The 20352-nt window shown below is 60.1% G+C and carries 22 protein-coding genes; 11 read left to right on the top strand and 11 right to left on the bottom strand.

What is annotated here, in order from left to right:
* The first annotated feature begins 137 nt into the window (after positions 1-137).
* The 3 genes from ACTJJW_RS03950 (at position 138) to ACTJJW_RS03940 (ending at position 4317) form a co-directional block, all read left to right on the top strand.
* Entirely contained in the window at positions 138-1526 is a 1389-nt protein-coding gene (locus ACTJJW_RS03950) for an MFS transporter (protein ID WP_462642826.1), read from the top strand.
* Between the two features lie 57 nt (positions 1527-1583).
* Positions 1584-3473: an FAD-binding monooxygenase gene (locus ACTJJW_RS03945; protein ID WP_462642825.1), complete on the top strand. Its 1890-nt coding sequence runs from the start codon at positions 1584-1586 to the stop codon at positions 3471-3473.
* A gap of 142 nt (positions 3474-3615) precedes the next feature.
* The gene (locus tag ACTJJW_RS03940; protein ID WP_462642824.1) at positions 3616-4317 is read left to right on the top strand and encodes a polyamine aminopropyltransferase; all 702 of its coding nucleotides are present in this window, start codon (positions 3616-3618) and stop codon (positions 4315-4317) included.
* Positions 4318-4396: 79 nt separating this feature from the next.
* Here the strand turns inward: ACTJJW_RS03940 and ACTJJW_RS03935 are convergent, their stop codons facing one another.
* The 3 genes from ACTJJW_RS03935 to ACTJJW_RS03925 form a co-directional block, all read right to left on the bottom strand.
* Complete coding sequence (locus ACTJJW_RS03935) at positions 4397-4720, bottom strand: hypothetical protein (RefSeq protein WP_462642823.1); 324 nt, start codon at positions 4718-4720, stop codon at positions 4397-4399.
* Between the two features lie 205 nt (positions 4721-4925).
* The gene (locus ACTJJW_RS03930; RefSeq protein WP_462642822.1) at positions 4926-5087 is read right to left on the bottom strand and encodes a hypothetical protein; all 162 of its coding nucleotides are present in this window, start codon (positions 5085-5087) and stop codon (positions 4926-4928) included.
* 56 nt (positions 5088-5143) lie between these two features.
* Positions 5144-5317, bottom strand: coding sequence for a CsbD family protein (locus ACTJJW_RS03925; protein ID WP_462642821.1), 174 nt, complete (start codon positions 5315-5317; stop codon positions 5144-5146).
* A 170-nt stretch (positions 5318-5487) separates the two neighbouring features.
* On the opposite strand from ACTJJW_RS03925, the gene ACTJJW_RS03920 reads away from it, so the two are divergent.
* Both ACTJJW_RS03920 and ACTJJW_RS03915 read left to right on the top strand, forming a co-directional pair.
* Positions 5488-6168, top strand: coding sequence for a response regulator transcription factor (locus tag ACTJJW_RS03920; RefSeq protein ID WP_462642820.1), 681 nt, complete (start codon positions 5488-5490; stop codon positions 6166-6168).
* Positions 6169-6179: 11 nt separating this feature from the next.
* The gene (locus tag ACTJJW_RS03915; protein WP_462642819.1) at positions 6180-7295 is read left to right on the top strand and encodes an FUSC family protein; all 1116 of its coding nucleotides are present in this window, start codon (positions 6180-6182) and stop codon (positions 7293-7295) included.
* A 48-nt stretch (positions 7296-7343) separates the two neighbouring features.
* Here ACTJJW_RS03915 and ACTJJW_RS03910 read toward each other — a convergent pair whose 3' ends face one another.
* A complete protein-coding gene (locus ACTJJW_RS03910; RefSeq protein ID WP_462642818.1) occupies positions 7344-8363 on the bottom strand; it encodes a diacylglycerol/lipid kinase family protein in 1020 nt (339 codons plus the stop codon).
* A gap of 161 nt (positions 8364-8524) precedes the next feature.
* Between ACTJJW_RS03910 and ACTJJW_RS03905 the strand changes: the two genes are divergently transcribed.
* On the top strand, positions 8525-9256 hold the full coding sequence (locus ACTJJW_RS03905) for a phosphatase PAP2 family protein (RefSeq protein WP_462642817.1): 732 nt from the start codon (positions 8525-8527) through the stop codon (positions 9254-9256).
* Here ACTJJW_RS03905 and ACTJJW_RS03900 read toward each other — a convergent pair.
* Positions 9218-10027: a DUF1206 domain-containing protein gene (locus tag ACTJJW_RS03900; RefSeq protein WP_462642816.1), complete on the bottom strand. Its 810-nt coding sequence runs from the start codon at positions 10025-10027 to the stop codon at positions 9218-9220. The genes ACTJJW_RS03905 and ACTJJW_RS03900 overlap by 39 nt on opposite strands.
* A gap of 43 nt (positions 10028-10070) precedes the next feature.
* On the opposite strand from ACTJJW_RS03900, the gene ACTJJW_RS03895 reads away from it, so the two are divergent.
* The 4 genes from ACTJJW_RS03895 (at position 10071) to ACTJJW_RS03880 (ending at position 14206) form a co-directional block, all read left to right on the top strand.
* Positions 10071-10922 carry a PPK2 family polyphosphate kinase gene (locus ACTJJW_RS03895; RefSeq protein ID WP_462642815.1) on the top strand — a complete coding sequence of 284 codons (852 nt, stop codon included), beginning with the start codon at positions 10071-10073 and terminating at the stop codon, positions 10920-10922.
* A gap of 8 nt (positions 10923-10930) precedes the next feature.
* Positions 10931-11692, top strand: coding sequence for a phosphatase PAP2 family protein (locus ACTJJW_RS03890; RefSeq protein WP_462642814.1), 762 nt, complete (start codon positions 10931-10933; stop codon positions 11690-11692).
* Positions 11693-11925: 233 nt separating this feature from the next.
* A complete protein-coding gene (locus ACTJJW_RS03885; RefSeq protein WP_462642812.1) occupies positions 11926-13053 on the top strand; it encodes a diaminopropionate ammonia-lyase in 1128 nt (375 codons plus the stop codon).
* A gap of 4 nt (positions 13054-13057) precedes the next feature.
* Complete coding sequence (locus ACTJJW_RS03880; RefSeq protein WP_462642810.1) at positions 13058-14206, top strand: ArgE/DapE family deacylase; 1149 nt, start codon at positions 13058-13060, stop codon at positions 14204-14206.
* 56 nt (positions 14207-14262) lie between these two features.
* On the opposite strand, the gene ACTJJW_RS03875 is transcribed toward ACTJJW_RS03880, so the two are convergent.
* The 6 genes from ACTJJW_RS03875 to ACTJJW_RS03850 form a co-directional block, all read right to left on the bottom strand.
* Positions 14263-15396, bottom strand: coding sequence for a baeRF11 domain-containing protein (locus tag ACTJJW_RS03875; RefSeq protein ID WP_462642809.1), 1134 nt, complete (start codon positions 15394-15396; stop codon positions 14263-14265).
* A gap of 151 nt (positions 15397-15547) precedes the next feature.
* Positions 15548-15772, bottom strand: coding sequence for a hypothetical protein (locus tag ACTJJW_RS03870; RefSeq protein WP_462642807.1), 225 nt, complete (start codon positions 15770-15772; stop codon positions 15548-15550).
* Between the two features lie 27 nt (positions 15773-15799).
* Positions 15800-16738 carry an alpha/beta fold hydrolase gene (locus tag ACTJJW_RS03865; RefSeq protein WP_462642805.1) on the bottom strand — a complete coding sequence of 313 codons (939 nt, stop codon included), beginning with the start codon at positions 16736-16738 and terminating at the stop codon, positions 15800-15802.
* A gap of 89 nt (positions 16739-16827) precedes the next feature.
* Complete coding sequence (locus ACTJJW_RS03860) at positions 16828-17190, bottom strand: rhodanese-like domain-containing protein (RefSeq protein WP_462642803.1); 363 nt, start codon at positions 17188-17190, stop codon at positions 16828-16830.
* 90 nt (positions 17191-17280) lie between these two features.
* Complete coding sequence (locus ACTJJW_RS03855; RefSeq protein WP_462642802.1) at positions 17281-18069, bottom strand: sulfite exporter TauE/SafE family protein; 789 nt, start codon at positions 18067-18069, stop codon at positions 17281-17283.
* Between the two features lie 9 nt (positions 18070-18078).
* On the bottom strand, positions 18079-19488 hold the full coding sequence (locus ACTJJW_RS03850; protein ID WP_462642801.1) for an MBL fold metallo-hydrolase: 1410 nt from the start codon (positions 19486-19488) through the stop codon (positions 18079-18081).
* A 481-nt stretch (positions 19489-19969) separates the two neighbouring features.
* Here ACTJJW_RS03850 and ACTJJW_RS03845 point away from each other — a divergent pair, with 481 nt between their 5' ends.
* Positions 19970-20260, top strand: coding sequence for a metal-sensitive transcriptional regulator (locus ACTJJW_RS03845; RefSeq protein WP_462642799.1), 291 nt, complete (start codon positions 19970-19972; stop codon positions 20258-20260).
* The last annotated feature ends 92 nt before the right edge of the window (positions 20261-20352 follow it).

Here is a 20352-nt window from a genome sequence, read left to right as displayed (position 1 = left end):
GCCCTTGCATTGTATCTGAAATCGTATATGATTTCTATCAGGACGGCAAGCCACCGAGGGCTGCCGGTTATGCCAGCGAAGTCAGCAGCCCCCTGCTGAACAATGACGGCTGAACAATGACGAAGGAGTCACCACAGATGTCTGCACCCCACCTCCCAGAGTCGAGGCTTACCCCGACCGGCACGATTCAGACCGCGAAAGATCAGCGCCGTGTTGTCGTCGCTACCATCGTCGGTACCACTGTTGAGTGGTATGACTTCTTCATCTACGCATTCGCCGCCAGCCTAGTCTTCGGTCAACTATTCTTCGCCCCGGCTGGCGAGGAATTCGCTCAGATTTTGTCGTTCATCACGGTGGGAATCAGCTTCTTGTTCCGGCCTCTCGGCGCGTTTCTCGCCGGGCATCTAGGCGATCAGCGCGGCCGACGGTTTGTGCTCATGCTCACGCTCATTCTGATGGGTGTGGCCACCACTTTCGTCGGACTCCTGCCGACTTATGCGGCGATCGGTATCGCCGCGCCGATCCTGCTCGTCTTTCTACGAATCCTGCAGGGTATTTCTGCCGGCGGCGAGTGGGGTGGCGCCGTACTGATGGCTGTCGAGCATGCGCCGAAGACCAAGCGTGGCCTGTTTGGTGCCTCACCCCAGATCGGCGTGCCGATCGGGCTGCTGCTCGCGTCGGGAACAATGGCGCTGATGGCCATTATCGCCCCCGGGGATGCCTTTCTCGAATGGGGATGGCGCATTCCGTTCCTGCTGAGTATCGTGCTTATCTTCGTCGGCTATTGGGTTCGTCGCCGCGTTGAGGAAAGCCCGGTGTTCCTCGAGATCGCCAAGCGCAAAGCAGTGACGCAGATGCCGATCATCCAACTCTTCAAGAAGCACTCCTTACTCGTGCTTATCGCCGCGGTTGTGTTCGCCGGCAACAACGCGGTCGGATACATGACCACCGGTGGCTTCATCCAGCGTTACGCAACCAATCCTGACGGGCCGGTCGCACTCCCGACCGCGGAGGTGCTGGGGGCTGTAACTTTCTCGGGCTTTACCTGGCTGATCTTCACCTGGCTTGGCGGTCTGATCTCCGACAAGTTGGGTCGACGGTCCACCTACATCGTTGGTTGGATTGCGCTAATGATCGGAGTAATTTCCATCTTCCCGCTGGTGAACACCGGCAGCATCGCGCTGCTCACGCTGGGTCTCGTCATTCTGACTGTGGGCCTTGGCCTCACCTACGGGCCTCAGGCTGCTCTCTACACGGAGCTGTTTCCCGCATCGATTCGCTTCTCAGGAGTATCAATCTCCTACGCGATCGGTGCCATCATCGGCGGCGCATTCGCGCCGACCATCGCACAGGCACTGGTTCAGGCAACCGGTTCGACCGACTCCGTCACGGTCTACTTGGCTGGCATGGTGACGCTTGGGCTGATAGCAACACTGCTGCTACGAGACCGCGGCGGAATCGACCTCGGCCCTGACAACGAGGCCGAACAAGCACGCAGTCCCATCTACGGGCTCAACAAAGCCTGAGCTCGTCACGGTCTGAGCCCGCCGGCGCTGCCCACACACTACAACCGAGGAGATTCCATGCAGTTCCACCACCACGGCTACGTGTCAGGCGATCCGCGCATCAGCGCTCCGGTCAGCACCGGGATTGATCGCCCGGACGAGTTGCCCGACGCGGTAGATGTTCTGATTGTCGGGGCAGGGCCGGCGGGTATGATCCTTGCCGCCCAGCTCTCACAGTTCCCCAACATTAACGCGCGGGTGGTAGAGAAACGGCCGAGTCGGCTCGTTATCGGCCAAGCTGATGGCATCCAGGCGCGCAGCGTCGAAACCTTTCAGGCGTTCGGATTCGCCGACGAGATCATCAATGAGGCGTTCCACATTACCGAGATGAACTTCTGGACACCCGATCCGAGTGCGCCAGAAAACATCATTCGCACCGCCCGCACTGTTGATGACGCGGCAGGCGTCAGCGAGTTCCCGCACCTCATCGTCAACCAGGCGCGAGTGCTCGACTACTTTGCGAAGGTGATGGCGAATTCGCCGGCACGGATGACACCCGACTACGGGTTTGAGTTTATCGGGGTCGAAATCGCGGATGACGGTGAGTACCCCGTCACGGTCACCCTGCGCGAGACAGCGGGAGCGCGGGAAGGCCAAGAACGGGTGGTCCGCGCTAAGTACGTGGTTGGATGCGACGGCGCACGCAGCGGCGTGCGCGACGGCATCGGCCGCACGCTCGTGGGGGACAAGGCCAATCACGCGTGGGCGGTCATGGACACCCTCGCAGTGACCGACTTCCCCGACATCCGCACCAAATGTGCGATCCAATCGGAAGCCGGAAGCATCCTACACATCCCTCGTGAGGGTGGGCACCTGTTCCGGATGTACGTCGATCTCGGCGATCAGGTCGAGAACGACGCCGGCGCCGTGCGGGCGACCACACAGGAGACTGCGATCAGGAAGGCGAACGAGATACTGCACCCATATTCCCTCGATGTGAAGCACATCGCTTGGTACAGCGTGTATGAGGTTGGCCATCGCCTCACCGATAAGTTTGACGACGTGCCCGCCGGTGAAGAGCACCGCACGCCGCGCGTGTTCATCACCGGGGATGCCTGCCACACGCACAGCGCGAAGGCGGGCCAAGGGATGAACGTGTCGATGCAGGACGGTTTCAATCTTGGCTGGAAGCTGGCATACGTTCTGGAAGGGCGCAGCCCTGAGTCGCTGCTGGCGACTTATTCAGCGGAGCGTCAGGTCATTGCGAAGAATCTCATCGACTTCGATAAGGAGTGGTCGACGCTCATGGCGAAGAAGCCGGAGGAGTTTGACAACCCACAGGCGCTCGGTGAGTTCTACGTCGCAACCGCGGAGTTCCCGGCTGGGTTCATGACCGAGTACCAGCCGTCGATGCTGATCGGTGACGTGGCGCACCAGACGCTGGCGACTGGTTACCCGGTGGGTAAACGCTTCAAGTCGGCGGAGGTTATCCGCGTCGCCGACGGCAACCCGATGCACCTCGGTCACCACGCCCGTGCGGACGGTCGCTGGCGCCTGTACGCGTTCGCGGACGCGCCGGCGGCCGGGGAGCCATCTGCTCTGTCGGACTGGGCGGAGTGGCTGGCGACGTCACCGGATTCGCCGGTGGTCTTCTACACGCCCGTCGGCACCGATACCGACCATCTGTTCGACGCGAAGGTGATCTATCAGCAGTCCCATGACCAGGTCGAGATCATGCGTGTGCCCAAGATATTCTTGCCGTGCAGCGGCCCGTACGAACTGGTCGACTACGAAAAGGTGTCGGGTGTCGACCCGACCAGCGACATCTTCGAGCTGCGTGGAATCGACCGTGAAGTGGGCTGCGTCGTGGTGGTGCGCCCCGACCAGTACGTCGCACACGTGCTGCCACTGACTGCGACCGACGAATTGGCCGCGTTCTTCGCGCAGAACCTCATCGCGGCCTCTTGAGTCGAGGCTGAAGACCACTTTTGCAGCGAACCACCCACCATCACAGGGATGAAATGGGCCTCACCGAGCCTCCACCAAAACCGGGGCTTGATATTGTATCGTCCGCGTCATCCGTGCAGTCAAACCTCGTTAGGCTCAACCCATGATCAACTCCCGGTTTGAAGAGCTCGATTGGCAAGAGACTCCGATGGGGGAACTCACCCTGCGGCGCCGACTCGAGCCGACGCTTGGCGTTGACGTGTACGAGGTCAAGCTGGGTGACGAGTACCTCATGTCGAGCCTGTTCACTGTCGCAGAGATTGCCCTCTCCAATCTCGGTCTGGCTGCGGTCAGCGGGGATAACCTGCGGGTCGTCGTCGGGGGACTCGGACTCGGATACACCGCTGTTGCCGCTCTCGCCGATCCCCGCGTCGCCTCACTCGAGGTCATCGACGCGCTGCCCGCCGTGATCGACTGGCATCAACGCGGGTTGCTGCCGGTGTCTGCTGAACTGACCGGCGACATCCGCACCACCCTTACGCATGCCGACTTCTTTGCCGTGATGCGTGCCGAACCCACAAAGCAGTACGACGCGATCCTGCTGGATGTCGACCACTCACCGCGACACCAGCTCGACCCCAGCCATGCCGACCTCTATACCGTGGCCGGTTTAGGGCGAGTGCGCGCTTACCTCGCGGATGGTGGCGTCTTTGCACTCTGGTCGGATGACCCGACTGACGACGAGTTCATGCAGCGACTTGGTGAGGTCTTCGAGAACCCGGTCGCGCACACGGTCGACTTCGATAATGCGCTCACCGGTGGGGTGTCATCCAACACGGTGTATGTCGCTACTCGAGGCGCGTAACGCTCGACGGGCCCAGGCATAAGCCACGCGAACGCATCATCGCGCTGCAAGTCCATCCACGTCAGGCTGATCGGCGGGATCAGTTGTGGGTTGGTCTGCGATATTGGCGGTGAGGTTTGTCGGGCAGCTGGTTATCGGACTGAGGAGACAGGGTGCCGAGCCATTCGGCGATGGGGTTGTCACCGGCGGCACGGTTGGCGTGGGCGCTGGCTGCCACAGGAAGAGGCATCCCGTGAGCGTCGGGTGTTGTCCTGTTCACAGAGTGCTCATCTACGCCGACGGGGTCGACTACGGACAGCTTGCCGGTGAACAAAGTCGTCATGTCGATCGGCTCGGTTGGCGGCAGGGTGATGCTGCCAGAATGTAAAGCAAGTGGGTTACTACCGCTCTGGTCGACAGTCATGCTCATCTTTTCTTTTCTTTTCTCTTATGGGGGGGCTACTGGGGTGGGCGTATTTTCTTGCGATACCGGCTCAGGTAGCAGGTAGCAGGGGGCAGGTATGGAATGGGGGTGCCTGGTGTTCGGGTCTCAGACACCCCCAGCTTTGGGCAGCAGGACGCAGCGAAGTTCTGGCGAACTGTTTCTGCGAGTCCAGCTGGTCCGGGTTTTAGGCCCGGCGACCGGTGAGCTTTCGGAGCAGGAAGGCGATGACGGCAATGATGGCCAGCACGATTCCGACCCAGAGAAGGAAGTTAAGAGATTGGACTAATCCGCCGGTGATCAGCAGAATGAGCGCGATGACCGCAGCGATGATTAATAGAGTGTTCATGAGGGAATTACCTTTCGAGACGAGTTTTTGGGTAGCTGTTGCTAGTTATGCAGGGACTATTCCGTGACCGCGTCTTTAACGTTTTCGGCGGCCTTTTTGATGTCGGCCTTGCTCTGATCGGTTTTCCCCTCGGCTTCGAGCTTCTCATTGCTGGTGGCCCTTCCTGCAGTCTCTTTGGTCTTGCCCTTGAGATCTTCAGCAGAGTTTTCGATCTTGTCTGATGCGCTCATGACTGAGCTCCTATTCGTCTGGGGGAGGGTGTCGAATGTAGTTGGTGGAGACGCGGGCAGGGCCCGGTGGCCATGCCCACAAACTGAGAATATTCTGGGCAGTCTTTGGCTGCCTCACCCTAAAGGGTGAACTTTGACCAAGAATCGCTCGGAGGCCATATCGTGGATGTATGAATACAGTCCGCGTTGCTCTGGTCAACGATTACGAAGTGGTTGCTCGCGGTGTCGTGGGGATGTTGCGGTCCTATCAAAACAGGATCGACGTGGTCGAACTCGATCTGAATAAGCAAGTTGGCGACTTTGTGGACATCGCCCTGTATGACACCTTCGCTGCCACTCGAGGAGACCGTGCCGCGGTTCGAGAGCTTGTCTCGAATCCGCTGGTCGAAGTGGTGGCTGTCTATTCGTGGAATCTCGATCCGGCACAGATAGAAGCGGCGCTTGCTAACGGAGCCGACGGGTACATCTCCAAGGGGTTGTCGGCGTCTAGGCTCGTGGCCGCTCTGGAGGCGATCCACGCCGGCGGTGAGCGGATCCACACCGGAGGCAGGGGCACTCCAACGGTTGTCGCAGGCGACTGGCCGGGCCGAGAAGAGGGGCTTACTGAGCGCGAAGCGGAGATCTTGGCGCTGATCACTCAAGGGCTCTCCAACGCAGAGATTGCCGAGCGAATCCACCTCTCGATCAATTCGATCAAGACCCACATCCGAAGCTGCTATCGACGCATCGGAACGAACAGCAGGACCAACGCCGTACTCTGGGGCATCGAACACGGCTTTCGCCCGGACCGCATCAGAATCGAGCACCCTGAGCCCGCGCCTGGCGTCGTAAAGGTCGCGGCGAGCGCTTGAATAAACGCGCAATGACCGGCATCCCGCTTGAGCCAGTGAAGAAAACTGCGTGGCGGATGAAGTCGCACATAACCCGGTCGCGCATTGTGCAGGCGGCCAAAGCCACCGTCGCCGTTGGCATTGCGTGGACTATCGCACCGTACCTTCCCGGCGTGGCCGACAATTACCCCTACTACGCGCCGCTCGGCGCCCTCGTGAGCATGTACCCCACGCTCATGGGTTCGGTGAAGAGTGCCCTGCAAACCCTCGGAAGTCTTGCCGTCGGAATTCTGCTCGCCGGCGCAGTGATCGTCTTCAGCGAGCCGAATGTCGCGACCATGTCGCTCGCCGTCGGCATTGGCGCGCTGATCGCTGCCACCGGGTGGTTCGGCGCTAACCGTGAATTCATTCCGGTCACGGTGCTGTTCGTACTCATCATCGGCGGCCCCGACGCCGACTCGTACTCGATTGGGTACCTTGAGCAAGTCAGCCTCGGCATTGCGGTTGGGCTCCTCGTCAACATGTTAATCTTTCCCACCCTGAGCTTCGATGCCGTGGGCCGGCAGCTCTCGAACTATCGCTTGGTGCTGGCAGATCATCTGTCAGAGGTAGCCGAGGCCCTGGCAGAAAGCTGGCCGCCGGAACGCGATGGCTGGGCATCCCGCAAGGATGACCTTGTCAGCGTTTCCCGCGACGTGCGGGCCGCGGTGCTCCATGCCGACGACAGCCGTAAAGTCAATCCGCGGGCTCGCCGCCACCGCCGAGATTTGGGGGCTGACTACGACGATCTGGCTGCCCTCGAAAACGTTACCTTTCACGTGCGGGATCTCACCGATGTGCTTGCCGGGGCGGTGTGGGGCACCCCAATCGAGGTCGAGCTGAGACCCGAGTTGCGTCCGTCGCTGAGTGTGACCCTCGATGCGGTCTCTGCGCTGCTGCGCGATTGGGGCTCGGAAGAGAAACAACAGCCGGCGTACTCTGCGGCGACAGAGTCGCTTGCGGCCCTTATGGCGGAACTGGACGCGAGGAAGGATTCCGCTCCGGCGACATCGATGGGTGCTTCGGCCGCCATCGCAATGGATGTTGCCCGCATCCTCGCTGCTCTACATCCCCGGCTCGCACAGCCGGCTCCAGCAACTGATCTGTAGTCCTGGAGACGTCACTCCAACGCACGTGAGCTCGGCATCCGCGTCGGCCTAGCTCGCACGAGAAGTGTCGGTTTCCCCGGATTCCGGCTGGGGCACACGCATCCGCAGTCCGGCCGGTTTGATGCGGGCCTTGAGCGCAATGGCCTTTCCGAAGCTGTCGCCGTCGAGCTCGATCTCCTCGGCGGTCTGCAGGCGCATGGTCATTTGCTTCGCTCTCACATAGTTCAAGGCGCGCACGTCTTTAGTGGTTAGCGCTTCGCCACCCTTGACGCGGCGAAGAACACCGTTCTCCCAGAAAACTTTCCCCATGATCTGCAGCCAACCAACGACCCCCTCAGGGCGCATGACCGCGACATCGAAGAATCCGTCATCCGGGGCCGCGTCGGGAAGCAGAAGAACATTGGCTGTAAGGGATCCGCAGTTTCCGATGATGACGGTGTGTGCGCGAGCGGCGCGCGCCCGCCCGGAGTCGAGTCGGTATCTGACGCGGAGTTCGCTCTTATCGGCGAGTGACTTCGCGATGGCGTTGACGTACGCCAACCACCCAATCTTCTTCTTGAGGTCCTCGTCAGTGTTGACCAACATTTTCGCGTCAAGTCCGAGCCCCGCCATGACCACGAAGGCGTGTTTGCTCAGTTTCTCATTTTCGTCGCGAATCTCAATGAGGCCAATGTCAACGGGCCGCTCCACCCCAGTGAAGGCAGTGTGAACCGAACCCTCGATGTCATCCAAAGTGAGGTCGAGGTTGCGGGCGAAGAGATTGCCTGTTCCGGAAGGCATCAGGGCCAGCGTCGCGTCGCTGTCATGCACGACCTCCGCGACCGCCCGCACCGTTCCGTCGCCGCCAGCAACGATGACCATGTCTGCTCCGGCATCCAAAGCTTCTCGCGTAGCGCCCTGCCCTGGGTCGTCCTTCGTGGTGGCAAAGTACTGCGTGGGGTTCCAACCGGCGGCTTTTTCCTCCGCCGCAACTGCGGACTTGATCACCTCGAGGTCGACTTTGATCGGGTTATAAATCACGGCCGCGGTTTGTGGAGGCGACGTGTTCTCACGGGTCGTTGCAGTCATCAGTCCACCTCAAACTTTCTGGGCATTATTCGTCCCGGGGCATTGCGGATTCCATGGAGTACCGTCGACGGGAGCCAGCGGTGGAATGACTATAGCTCTTGAAGTACGCAAGGGTTCTGATTGTTTTTCTCTTCCCCTGCAGAAAGTTCTAGCATTGCCCCATGGTGAACAAGCATCCGGAAGTTGCCGCGACCGTTCGCGCGAAACGCGTTCGTCGAGTGTGGCCCTTGGTGAGCGGATTTGTCGCGTTGGCTCTGGTTGTCGGGTTGGGATCATTCATCGTTGTGCGCGACCACGGCATGCCGCTTCCGATCGATACTCTGTGGATGACGGTACTGGGCGAAAATCGGACGCCGGTCTGGCAATCTGTGGCGCTCGTTATGAACTATCTGGGCGCAGGCGTGGTCGCCAGTTTTATCGTGCCGGGCGCAATCATCATCGCATTGCTCCTGATAAAGCGTCCGTGGGCTGCCCTCTATTTCTTGATCGCCACTGTGGTCACGGGTGGCACCGTGCAGCTTCTCAAGCACCTGTTCGGGCGCGCGCGGCCAGAGACCATCATCGTTAACGTGGACTTCGGTTCATTCCCCTCTGGACACGTCGCCAACGCAGCGGTCATGGCGTTTGTCATGGCGATTCTGTTTCCCCGGGTATGGGTGTGGATTGCTGGCGCGGTGTACACCGTGTTGATGATGGTCAGCCGCACGTATTTGGGGGCTCACTGGCTGAGTGACACTTTCGGTGCGTTGCTGCTCGGAGTCGGCATCGCGATCGTCGTGGTGGCACCGTTGGCTGCGAAAATTGACGGCGAGCGCCGAATAAAAGGTGGGTCGACTACCCGAGGCCGGGGACGTTCAGAGTCGAGCGCGCCACGCCCTGACGAAGCAATATAGCCCGTAGGCAATAAGGCCGGCTGCGATCACGAACAGAATAACAACACCGAACGGGAGGGCGACCAAATTCGTCAACGCCCCATCGAGCCCGGTGGACTTGCTCGGGTCTTGCGTGAGAGCGGCTGCGACGACGAGGATCCCCACAATGCCTATCGCGATTCCTTTCGAGACATATCCTGCAATGCCGAGGCCCAGCACGAACTTTCTCGTCGGCTCGGAGGGAAGAGAGATATCTTCGGTGAACTTCTGAGTCACGCCCTTGTGCACGAAATAAACGCCGACGACGAGAATAATGATTCCCACAAGAATCAACACGAAGACACCGCCAGGCGCCGAGATTAGCTTGCCGCTGGCACTGCTGGTGCTGCTAGCCGAATCTGATGAGCCGCCAAGCGCAAAGGGGACCGCGCTGGCGCCCAGTGCGAAGTAGGTGAGGCCCTTGGCGACTTCGGCGCCGCGCCGCGCCCATTTGCGTTTGGAATCCCCGCCCTTCATGAGGAAGCCCGAAATAAGTAGCCACAAACCGAGGGCAAACATGCCAATGACTACCGTCCACAGCAGCAATACTCCGCCTGGAGTGGAAGCCAGTTGTGTGAACGCGCCAGATTGGTCAGCGTCAGTGCTTCCACCGTCCGTCGCGATGCCGATGGCCAACATCCCGATGAGGATATGCACTAGCCCGTTGACGGCGAAACCTAATCGGGCCAAACCGCGAAGCGGAGTGCTGTTCTTTGCACTGCGGGCAGCGCCCGACACGGAAGCATCATTCATGACGCATAGTGTATGCGAGTCGCCCAACGAGTTACTATCTCCTATGCCAAAATCACCGTGGTCACAAGACCCAAGCGAAATCCACCGCGTGGATCCCGGTTTTCAGCTAGCGGAAGTTGATCCGACAGCAACTCCCGGAATCGATATCTCGAAAAAAGAGGGCAAGGCGATGCTCCTGAAGCACGGTCGCAGCCTCCGCAAATTGCAGGGCAAACTCTTTGCCGATAGCACGGTCGGAGGAACAGCGTCGTTGCTGATCGTCTTGCAGGGGATGGACAGTTCTGGCAAAGGAGGGATCGTTAAGCATGCCCTCGCTGGAATGAATGCTTCAGGCGTCGTCGTGCACGGCTTCACAGCCCCCACCGACGAAGAGAAGCGTCACGGATTTCTGTGGCGGGTGCGCAAACGCCTCCCGGAACCTGGAATGGTCAGCATCTTCGATCGATCCCACTATGAGGACGTGCTCGCGGCCCGGGTGCAAAACCTTGCAGACCCAGAGACGATCGAAGGACGGTATGGCAGGATCAACTCCTTCGAACAGAAGGCCATCGATAACGGAACCACGGTCATCAAGGTGATGCTTCAGATCAGCGAGAAACAACAAAAGACACGATTGGTGGCCCGGCTCCGCCGCAACTCGAAATTGTGGAAATACAACCCGAGCGACGTCGATGACCGCGAGCGGTGGCGGGCGCTGCAGGAGGCCTACCAAATCGCTCTCGAACGAACATCCACGAGCGAAGCGCCCTGGTATGTCATTCCCGCCGACCACAAGTGGTATGCCCGATTGGCGGTGCAGCAGATCGTCCTCACGAAACTGCGCGAGTTGGAGTTGGGCTGGCCACGACCAGAATATGACCTGAAAAAGGAACGCAAGCGGGTCGCCGGCGCATGAACACGAGCATGAGCGACCCAGCGTCACCTTCGAGCGACACCCGCCGCTCGAAGCTCTACACGAGGCTCTTCGTTGACGACCGAATTGTTCCGGCGGCGACGAAGGTGAGACTGTACGTGGTCGCGGGATGTCTGATCCTCGTCGGTCTTGTCAGCCTGCTGACACTCTGGTGGTCGGTACTTCAGCCAGAAATTCTCACCGCAATGGACACCGCGATTCAAGCGTGGCTAGAGGACAACCAGTCGGAAACGTTGACCCTACTCATGATCATCTTCACAGAGATCTTTGGGCCAGTTGCCCTGCCCATCATCGTGTTGGCGGTCACCGTGACTTGGGGTGTTCGGGCCAAGAATTCGTGGCGACCATTTTTGCTAGCCGCAGGCACCCTCAGCGGAGTGATCATTGTGCAGATCATCACCCGCGTGGTTGGGCGAAGCCGCCCGCCAGAGGACCTCATGCTGTACGGCATCGATGGGACATTCTCATTCCCGTCAGGACATGTGCTTGGCGTCGCAGACTTCTTCATCATCCTGACCTTTCTGGTGTTCTCGCGTCGCAATAATCCAGGATGGGCTGCGGTCTCATACGTTGTGGCGGTGGTGTTCGTTATCGGCACCGCCCTGAGTCGCCTCTATCTGGGCTACCACTGGGCTAGCGACGTCCTAGCATCAATGGCGCTCTCGCTCGTCATTGTTGGCACAGTGATTGCGGTTGACACGTATCGGACAGCGCGTGTCATTCCCGGTGCGCACAGGAGTGTGCCCGAGTAAGTTCCGGCGTGGGATTACCCTCGGCCATCTCTGGTGGAGTTGCGGGCCGAACACATTGTCGTGAGGTTCGGTATCCAAGTGACCGCCGACACCTCTGATGCTGTGAGCGTTCTGGAGACGAGCCATCCGCAAGCTTCCCCTTTGTTTTGTCGTGAGGATACGAGACGATGAGGCTATCGTTTGGGCTCGCGCCCGACTAACGAGCTTCACGTACGCCGAAGTAGGGAAAGACGATGACGACCAATACACCGGATGCCGCAGCAGGCTGGTACTCGAACCCGGCCGCGCGCTCCTGGCGCACCGAACCAGTGGGCTCGACAGTTCGCGAGTTTCATCACTCTCTCGCGGGCTACGCCGCAACACCGCTTATTTCTGTGCCGGAGGCGGCCGCAACGTTGAAGGTCGGGGCGGTGTTCGTCAAAGATGAGTCGCAGCGTCTGGGGTTGCCGGCGTTCAAGATTCTTGGTGCTTCTTACGCCATTTCCCGTGCATTGTCGGCTCGGGTAGGGTCTCCGGGCGTTGCCCTTACTCTCGACGAACTCCGTGCCCGCCTCGGCGTTAAGAGCAAACTGTCTCTTGCTGCGGCGACGGACGGTAATCATGGGCGGGCCGTGGCGCACGTCGCGAAGCTGCTGGGGCTGCCGGCCACAATCTACGTGCCCGCGGAAGTTTCTCAGGCCGCAATGGACGCGATTCGTTCGGAGGGTGCGACGCTGGTTGAACTCAGCGTGCCCTACGACGATGTCGTGCAGCATGCCAAAAACGCGACCCGCGACGACGTCGTGCTGATCCAAGACACGTCCTGGAGTGGGTACGAGGATATTCCCCAGTGGATTGTCGATGGCTACGACACCATGTTCGCCGAAATCGACGAACAACTTCATGATGCCGGTGTTGAGCGCCTCGACCTTGTCGTCGCTCCCTCCGGGGTCGGATCGTTCGCTCAAGCAGCCGTCGTGCACTACCGCTCCACAGAACACACGCCTTCAGTGCTCTCGGTTGAACCCGACACTGCTTCCTCAGTGACGACCTCGTTGCGTGCCGGTCGAATCACGCCCGTCTCTACTGCCGCCACCGTGATGACGGGCCTGAACTGTGGCTCCGTCTCAGAAATCGCCTGGCCTGTACTGCAGGCCGGACTCGACGCATCCGTTACTGTCACCGACTCCGAAGCGCTGGTGGCTGTGCGCGACCTAGCAAACCAGGGTGTCGATTCTGGGCCCTGCGGTGCGTCAACCCTTGCGGGCGCCCGCGCAGTGCTCACCGATCCCGCGCGCCGTGCAGCTCTCGGCATTAGCGATGACGCAGTCGTGGTGCTGCTGAGCACCGAGGGTCGTGCCGCGAATCCGAAAGGTTTCTAGCCGGATGCCCGCCACCCAGCATCCCGTGGTCACTCTGCTCGAGGACCTCATCCGCATCGACTCATCGAACCCCGATCTCGTTCCGGGCGCGCCGGGGGAGTCGATGATCGCTGACTACGTGACCGCATGGTTTTCTGAGCGAGGCTTCGAATGTCACCGGCTCGAAGAAACTCTTGGCCGCCCCTCGATAGTCGCGATTAGCAGAGGCACCGGTGGTGGTCGCAGCATCATGCTCAACGGTCACATCGACACGGTGTCTTTGGGCAGCTACGACGGCGACGGGCTCACCCCCGAACATCGGGATGGCACCCTGTACGGCCGTGGCGCCTATGACATGAAGTCGGGCATCGCCGCCATCATGGTCGCTGCAGACGTCGCAGCCGCTCAGCCGCACGCTGGCGATATCGTGCTCGCGTTCGTCGCCGACGAAGAGTTCGCCAGCGCCGGCACTGAAGAAGTGCTTCGTCACTACACCGCTGACTGCGCCATCGTCGTGGAGCCCAGCGGCCTAGACGTTGTCATAGCGCACCGCGGATTTGCGTGGTTCGAGGTGACCATCCACGGGCGCGCAGCACACGGCTCCCGTCGCGACCTCGGCATCGACGCAATCGTGAAAGCGGGCGCGTTCCTCATCGCCCTTGGCGAACACGATGTGGAGCTTTCTCAACGCACCCCGCATCCGATGCTCGGCACCGGCAACATCCACGCCTCCATTATCACTGGGGGCGAAGAGCAATCGAGCTACCCAGCCTCGTGCACCATCACGCTGGAACGCCGCACACTGCCCGGCGAGAACTCGACCACTGTCGAGGCGGAGCTACGCGTTATTCTCAACATGATCGCTGCGGGCGACGCCGATTTCATCTACAGAGTGAGCGCGGGTTTAGAACGCAACCCGTTCAACGTCGACCGCGATGAGCCTGTCGTAGCCTCGCTCATTTCCGCCGCGACTAACACTATGGGCGTAACACCGAGCGTGCGCGGAGAACCGTTTTGGACTGATTGCGCTCTGCTCTCTGACGCCGGAATCCCGACCGTCTTGTTCGGAGTAGACGGCGGGGGAGCCCACGCAGCCGAAGAATGGGTCACCGTTGACTCGCTAGTAACGCTCACAAAAACCCTCGAAGATGTCATCACCAACATCACCAACTAGCCATGAACCAGTTCGCTGACGCGCTGGTGAAAGCCTAGGGTCGTCGCCGCAACCGTCTAAGGCGTTCCGCGGAACGTGGCAGCCAGAGGCTTGTCGTCAGGAAGATCCTCCCGGCGCACAGCTTTCACGGAGCCACCGGTTCGCAGAACCCGAACCGCAACCTCGTCGACGAGCCCATACGTGGTGGGACCGGGTTTATCAGCAATCGTGATTGCTCCACCTTCGTCGATGCTTCCCTCTTCAGCCGAGGCGAGATCGAACAGCAGGGTGTCGACGAGTCCGGCGGTTGCCGCATGGGCAACATCGCTCAACTGGGAACTAGCGAGACCATTGGCGCGCATAGTGCCAAAGTTTTCCCGCCACGAAGCAAGTTCGCCCTCTGAGTGCTGGTCCAATACGACACGGCCACGTTTTTCCAGCTCCTCCAACGACAGCGAGCTGGGGTTTGCATCGATGCCGTGCTCAAGCAGGCCCTGATAACTGTTCACCTCCCGGTAGGCAGGCTCCAAATCTGAGGCGGCAGACAATATAAGGGGGAGACCAGACTCACCAATGACGTCGAGCACTGCATCCTGCACTGCTGAGCAGTAGCGGCGTTGCTCGATCTTGGGTCCGAGGGCGCCGTCTGCACGGCGGCGGTCAAACCGGCCATCCGTATCCGTCGTTTCGAGGGAGTCACCTACGTCATCGGGCAGTTGGGGAAGATCTACCTGCTCGCTTGACGCATCCGATCCTAGGAAGAGTAGACGCACATCCCCTTCTGTAATAGCGAGCACGTACCCGCTATGCCCAAACGTGGTCGCCCGCAGGAGCGGCCCGAGGTCAAACCGGTCACCTACCGCGCTGTGTGAGGGCAGTTCATTCCTCAGTCGAAAGGCGCGGGTGAATTCCGGGGACGCAAAAACGGCGATTGTGCGGGCTGGCGTGGCCCACAGGTTGCGGTCACGCTCCAACGACTCCAACGCTTCACTGATTGCGTCGCGTTCGACCTTCTCAACACCAATCGTGTCGAGTTCAGCCAGTGTGTCAGTGGCTGCTGAGCGCAGAGCAAGCCGGGCGGCTTCTGTGTCGCGGCCTATCGGCGGGCGGTCACCGCCACCTCCGGAAGCTACATACAGTGTCACGCAGCCAGCATTGCGATGCTGAGACAGTTCAGTGAAATCTTCTGGGGAAGGAATATCGATGCTCATGTTCTCACCATAGCCAGAGCGTATGAGAGTTCAATCAGCGGGGGTTCAGAAGTGTTTGAATAGGGAGGTTCTATCAACCCCTTATCTTGGCAGGTCATCTGATGAAACTCGCTATCCTGTGACGTGTTGGCAACTCCATCATCTACCTCGTTCAGAGTTCGGGTTTCCTGGCCCGCTGCGCGACAACCTTGTCGCCGCCATCTTGGCGGGAGAGAAGACCGCAACAACCTCGACCCTCGTCGAGTACGCGATCGAAGACGAGCCGTTGCCGGTCATCGGCGCTCAGTATGGTGTCGTCGATACCGCTCTCGTCTCTCGTGCTGCTGTTGGCTCGTGCACGGGCGTCGGAGAGTACATCGGCGGTGGCATCAACCATGTACGTAGCGTACTCGGCAGGGCGCGGTTAGGCCGCGACTGGTATCTCTGCGCGTGCAGGAGCTTGAAGGCCCGCACTCTCCACGTGGGCAAAATGCCCTGCGGTCGCGGTCACATACTGTGTCGCGTGGGGCAGCATTTCCGTGAACCAGGAATCATCGCGGGTGCTGACGAAGGCGTCTCGTTCGCCACGAATCAGGGTTACCGGGCAGTGAATGCTCGACCACTCGCGCTCGTCATATCGGGAGGCGGCCTCAGCGGCACGCACGAAAGCATGGGGTCGAATCTCTGAGGCGAGTGAGTCAATGACTGAGGTATCGAGCTTGCTCCACTGCGCGAACAGGGGTGAGCTGAGCGGACCAAGAAGACGCAGTCGGTGAAGCACGCGAATCAGAGCGCCGCCCGCAGGCCCGATGCCTGCGAGGAACCGCATCGCGCCCAACATCCCTGCCAGCAGGGGCAGAGTTCTGAAGCTCCGAATTGGATGCCGAAGCACAGCCAGTGCGCCAGGTCCGGTCGCAGAAATCGCGGTCACGCTGAGCGTGCGCTCGGGATAGCTCGCCGCAAGGGTGAGTGCGAGGTGTCCGCCAAGCGAATGGCCATTGGCGTGCCAATTCACGAAGCCGAGTTTTCTCGCGACGTGGGCCACGACATCCACCATGTCGTCGACAGTTGCACCGCTGGGGAGGCTTCCGCTGTCACCCCAGCCAGGTAAATCGAGCGCTACGACGTTGTGGAGCGGTTCTCCCGTGTTGTGGGCGGCGCGGATAAGTGGCAGCCAGGTGGTCCACGAGCCGGCCGCACCGTGGATGAGCACAGTTGCTGTTTCGGAATGTGGGGCAGCGTTGGGGGAGGCGTGCACGACAACATCCCCCAAGGCTGTGGGAACGACAACGCGTGAGAAACCCTGGGTGGCAGGATCAACCGGATTTCTTGCGCTGTAGTGCGTACTTGAGTGCGATGTCATGTTCACATTAGTGATTCGTAGCCGCAGCGTGCGGCGATTGCTCTCGGGGGAGCGAGCGCCGGTTCGCCGAAGCGAGCGAACAGCTTGTGCTATTGCACGACTTCGATCTGGGTGACTTTGGTCGCGTTACCAATCGATCCAAGGTCGATCACGTTCTCAAAGCCGGCATCTTCCATCATCGCGACAGCCTGCCCGGAGCGGTTGCCCGACTTGCAGTAGACCGCGTACTCAGCGTCGGGGTCGAGGGTGGGGAGCGCCTCCGCGAACTGGCCTCCGTTGAGGTCGAGGAGGTTTGCGCCGTCAAGGTGGCCGGCCGTGAATTCTCCGGGCGTGCGAACGTCAATGAGGATGGTATCGGCGCTGAGTTCGATCGGGTCAACCGATGCCGAACATCCGGCGATCGACGCCAACACGACGAGGGATCCTGCGAGAGCTGCGAGGGGTCGGAACATTTTTTCTCCTTATGAAACATGTGGTTATTTGGAAACCCGGCGACCCAGCGCGAGCGTAGGCGACCAGCGGTTACGAGCGGTTACGAGCGGTCAGGCACCCGTCAGGAGTGGTATCAGCTGTGGAATTTCTTGCACGAGCACGAAAGCACCAATGACGAGTACAAAGATTCCAAACCCTTTGCGGAGTGCGGTTTCTGGAATGCGGCCAGCCAGTGCAGCTCCGATAAAGGAACCCGCGACCGCGATGGCGGTGAAGGCGAGAATAGTGGGCCAAGGGAGCTCAACAGTGAAAAGGTGTGCGGCCAGGCCTGCAGACGATTGCATTGCGATGATGAGCAGAGAGGTGCCCACTGCAACGGCAACAGGCAGCCCACCGAGAAGTGTCAGCGCCGGAACGATGAGGAATCCGCCTCCCGCACCGACGAGTCCCGCAGCGATACCTACCAAGAAGCCGTCACGAATAATTCGAAGGACAGGAAGCGCCGTGGACTCGTGGGCTGACCCTGCAGGTACTTTCTTGCGCCCGCGGATCATGGCGGTTGCGGTGGCAACCATCATTGCCGCGAAGAGAACCATCAGGATAGTACCGGGGATGAATCCGCCGATAATTCCGCCGGTGAAGGCTCCTGCCATCCCTGCGACGCCGAAGATCAGTCCTGTTTTCCACCGCACTCGTCCCGCTCGAGCATGATGGAAGACGCCCACCGCACTCGTGACTCCGACGATAAAGAGGGACGCCGAAATTGCCTGTTGCGGATCCATTCCCACGACGTACGTCAGGATCGGCACGGTCAGAATTGAGCCGCCACCGCCGAGCAGCCCGAGGGAAGCTCCCACGAGTACTGCGAGGAACAGCGCGATGATCAGATTCGGGTCCATGAGCGCGCGTTATACCGCGGGTACGGCACCGGGCATTGCGAGCCATCCGAGGTACGAGCCGTCGAGTTCAACAACGTCGTAGCCGGCGCGACGGAGGGCACTCGCGGCGACGCTGTTACGCACTCCGCTCTGGCAGTACGTCACAATGGTTCCCTCATGAGGAAGTTCATCGAGTGACCACATGACGCGACCGCCGCTCAACTGTTCTGCCCCAGGAATGTGGCCCTCGGTAAACTCAGTCCTGTTGCGAACGTCTAAGAGCAAAACTCGGTCGACGTCATCTAGCTCGGCAGGTGATACCAACTCGGGCACAACGAGGTTGAGGCCATCAAGGGTGGAAACGAAGCCTGTCACCGTGTCAATGCCGACTCGTACGAGGTGGTCGCGTAGCTCTTCCGCGTGCTCCAGATCGGCTGCCAAGAGGATGACGGGCCGCGTCTCAGCGTCAGGGTTGTAGACCCACGCGCCGTAGCTGGCCGCCTTGTCGGGGCCGGGCACGTTGAGTGACCGCGGCACTGTGCCGAGGTGTACTTCGGTGTTGTTGCGGGTGTCGATGAGGATGGCGCTGTCAGCGTCGAGTGCCGAAGCGACTTCTGCGGTCGTGTACTCGCGCAGCTCAGTGACTGCGCCCATGACGTTCGGGCCCTGCCGGTTCTGGATCTTCATCCGACCAAAGTAGGCGTGCGCGTCCGGTTGGCCGTTCAGTAGTTCGTCGATGAAGCCCTGCTCATCATCATTGGCAACGTAGTGGCTCCACCACGCAAATGCGCGTTCGTAGCCGACGGTCGTTGTGGGGATGGCTCCAAGGGCTTTTCCGCAGGCGCTTCCCGCACCGTGAGCAGGAAGTACCTGCACATAGTCGGGCAGGGTGAGGAACCGATCACGAAGGCTCGCAAAGATATCTTTCGCTCCGTCGAAGCGGGTATCGATTCCTCCGGCTGCTTCGTCAAGAAGGTCGGGTCGCCCGAGATCTCCCACGAACACGAAGTCTCCGCTCAGCATGAAGCCGGGGGCGTCTGCCTGTGCACCGTCTGTGATCAGAAAGGAGAGGTGTTCGGGAGTGTGCCCCGGCGTGTGTGCGGCCTGGAGCGTGATGTTCCCAAGCGTGATGGTGTGCTTGTCTTTCATCCGCACAGCACCGTCGAATGCGCTTCCGTACGTCCAGTCTGGGCCGCCTTCGTCGGAAACAAGGATCGTCGCACCCGTGCGGGCAGCAAGCTCGCGCGTGCCCGAGAGGTAGTCGGCATGGATGTGCGTTTCGGTGACCGCCGTGATGGTCATTCCATTCTTGGCGGCAATGTCAAGGTACACATCGAGGTCGCGGCGTGGGTCAACAACGATCGCTTCGCCCTTGGCCTGACAACCAATGAAATAGCTTGCCTGGGCGAGGTCGGTGTCATAGATACGTTCGAGAAGCATTATTACTCCATTGATTGAAGGCTATGTTCGGGGGAGGGCGGGGCTAACAGTGGTTACGAGTTAGCAGTGGCAACGGTCGCGCTCGGCGACGTTGGCGAGGGCATCCTCGATATGTTCTCCGCAGCCAGCCCAGGTGGGCTTACCGCAGTTCTGGCAAGTGACTTGTGCACACATGTGATCTCCTAACGACCGAATAGGCGAGCAAAGAAGCCGCCCTTGGTGCTCTTGGCTGCGTCAATCTCTGACTGCGTGTGCTTGCCGTTGCACCAGTTGGATACGGGAACGCTGCGCTTGACCGTCTGGATATGTTCGCCGCATCCGGCCCACGTTGTTTTACCGCATACGCGGCACGTAACTGCTCTGCACATAATTCTGCTTTCGTTCGACTGACTATACGAATTAATACCCTAGGGGGTATGCTGAAAACTATACCCCACGGGGTATCGCAACTGTCAAATCACGCCAGAGAAAAGAGACAATAATGGCCTCCGAGATTTCACTGTCGTTGCCAACCAACGACTCCGAAGCGCAAAAGAAGATTGTGAACCGGTTGCGTCGTGCACAAGGGCAACTTGGGGCGCTCATCACTACGGTAGAAGGCGGTGCAGGATGCGCGGACGTCATCCACCAGCTCTCCGCTGTATCCAAAGCACTAGACCGGGCTGGTTTCCTCGTCATCTCCGGGGCAATGAAAGAGTGCCTTGTCAACCCTGACGCCGACGGGTCGCCCCAGCCTGAGGAGATCGAAAAACTCTTTCTCTCGCTTGCCTAAGCGTGCAACAACGGCTCGCAGCGTCAGGCGCAGCGTGAGCACGCTCAGCGGCTCTGGAAAAAATACTCATACACTGAGCCAACAAGCTCCTT

The sequence above is a fragment of the Rhodoglobus galactosidasius genome (assembly GCF_054957775.1).
This window is presented reverse-complemented; position numbering and strand designations above follow the sequence as displayed.

Excerpts from the sequence above, each read along its gene's own strand:
- ACTJJW_RS03915 (WP_462642819.1), top strand. The coding sequence starts at position 6,180 with ATGACCGGCATCCCGCTTGAGCCAGTGAAGAAAACTGCGTGGCGGATG.
- ACTJJW_RS03940 (WP_462642824.1), top strand. The coding sequence starts at position 3,616 with ATGATCAACTCCCGGTTTGAAGAGCTCGATTGGCAAGAGACTCCGATG.
- ACTJJW_RS03880 (WP_462642810.1), top strand. The coding sequence starts at position 13,058 with ATGCCCGCCACCCAGCATCCCGTGGTCACTCTGCTCGAGGACCTCATC.
- ACTJJW_RS03925 (WP_462642821.1), bottom strand. The coding sequence starts at position 5,317 with ATGAGCGCATCAGACAAGATCGAAAACTCTGCTGAAGATCTCAAGGGC.
- ACTJJW_RS03950 (WP_462642826.1), top strand. The coding sequence starts at position 138 with ATGTCTGCACCCCACCTCCCAGAGTCGAGGCTTACCCCGACCGGCACG.
- ACTJJW_RS03885 (WP_462642812.1), top strand. The coding sequence starts at position 11,926 with ATGACGACCAATACACCGGATGCCGCAGCAGGCTGGTACTCGAACCCG.
- ACTJJW_RS03875 (WP_462642809.1), bottom strand. The coding sequence starts at position 15,396 with ATGAGCATCGATATTCCTTCCCCAGAAGATTTCACTGAACTGTCTCAG.
- ACTJJW_RS03865 (WP_462642805.1), bottom strand. The coding sequence starts at position 16,738 with ATGACATCGCACTCAAGTACGCACTACAGCGCAAGAAATCCGGTTGAT.
- ACTJJW_RS03900 (WP_462642816.1), bottom strand. The coding sequence starts at position 10,027 with ATGAATGATGCTTCCGTGTCGGGCGCTGCCCGCAGTGCAAAGAACAGC.
- ACTJJW_RS03845 (WP_462642799.1), top strand. The coding sequence starts at position 19,970 with ATGGCCTCCGAGATTTCACTGTCGTTGCCAACCAACGACTCCGAAGCG.
- ACTJJW_RS03860 (WP_462642803.1), bottom strand. The coding sequence starts at position 17,190 with ATGTTCCGACCCCTCGCAGCTCTCGCAGGATCCCTCGTCGTGTTGGCG.
- ACTJJW_RS03905 (WP_462642817.1), top strand. The coding sequence starts at position 8,525 with ATGGTGAACAAGCATCCGGAAGTTGCCGCGACCGTTCGCGCGAAACGC.
- ACTJJW_RS03895 (WP_462642815.1), top strand. The coding sequence starts at position 10,071 with ATGCCAAAATCACCGTGGTCACAAGACCCAAGCGAAATCCACCGCGTG.
- ACTJJW_RS03920 (WP_462642820.1), top strand. The coding sequence starts at position 5,488 with ATGAATACAGTCCGCGTTGCTCTGGTCAACGATTACGAAGTGGTTGCT.
- ACTJJW_RS03930 (WP_462642822.1), bottom strand. The coding sequence starts at position 5,087 with ATGAACACTCTATTAATCATCGCTGCGGTCATCGCGCTCATTCTGCTG.
- ACTJJW_RS03855 (WP_462642802.1), bottom strand. The coding sequence starts at position 18,069 with ATGGACCCGAATCTGATCATCGCGCTGTTCCTCGCAGTACTCGTGGGA.
- ACTJJW_RS03910 (WP_462642818.1), bottom strand. The coding sequence starts at position 8,363 with ATGACTGCAACGACCCGTGAGAACACGTCGCCTCCACAAACCGCGGCC.
- ACTJJW_RS03850 (WP_462642801.1), bottom strand. The coding sequence starts at position 19,488 with ATGCTTCTCGAACGTATCTATGACACCGACCTCGCCCAGGCAAGCTAT.
- ACTJJW_RS03945 (WP_462642825.1), top strand. The coding sequence starts at position 1,584 with ATGCAGTTCCACCACCACGGCTACGTGTCAGGCGATCCGCGCATCAGC.
- ACTJJW_RS03935 (WP_462642823.1), bottom strand. The coding sequence starts at position 4,720 with ATGACTGTCGACCAGAGCGGTAGTAACCCACTTGCTTTACATTCTGGC.
- ACTJJW_RS03870 (WP_462642807.1), bottom strand. The coding sequence starts at position 15,772 with ATGGTTGATGCCACCGCCGATGTACTCTCCGACGCCCGTGCACGAGCC.
- ACTJJW_RS03890 (WP_462642814.1), top strand. The coding sequence starts at position 10,931 with ATGAGCGACCCAGCGTCACCTTCGAGCGACACCCGCCGCTCGAAGCTC.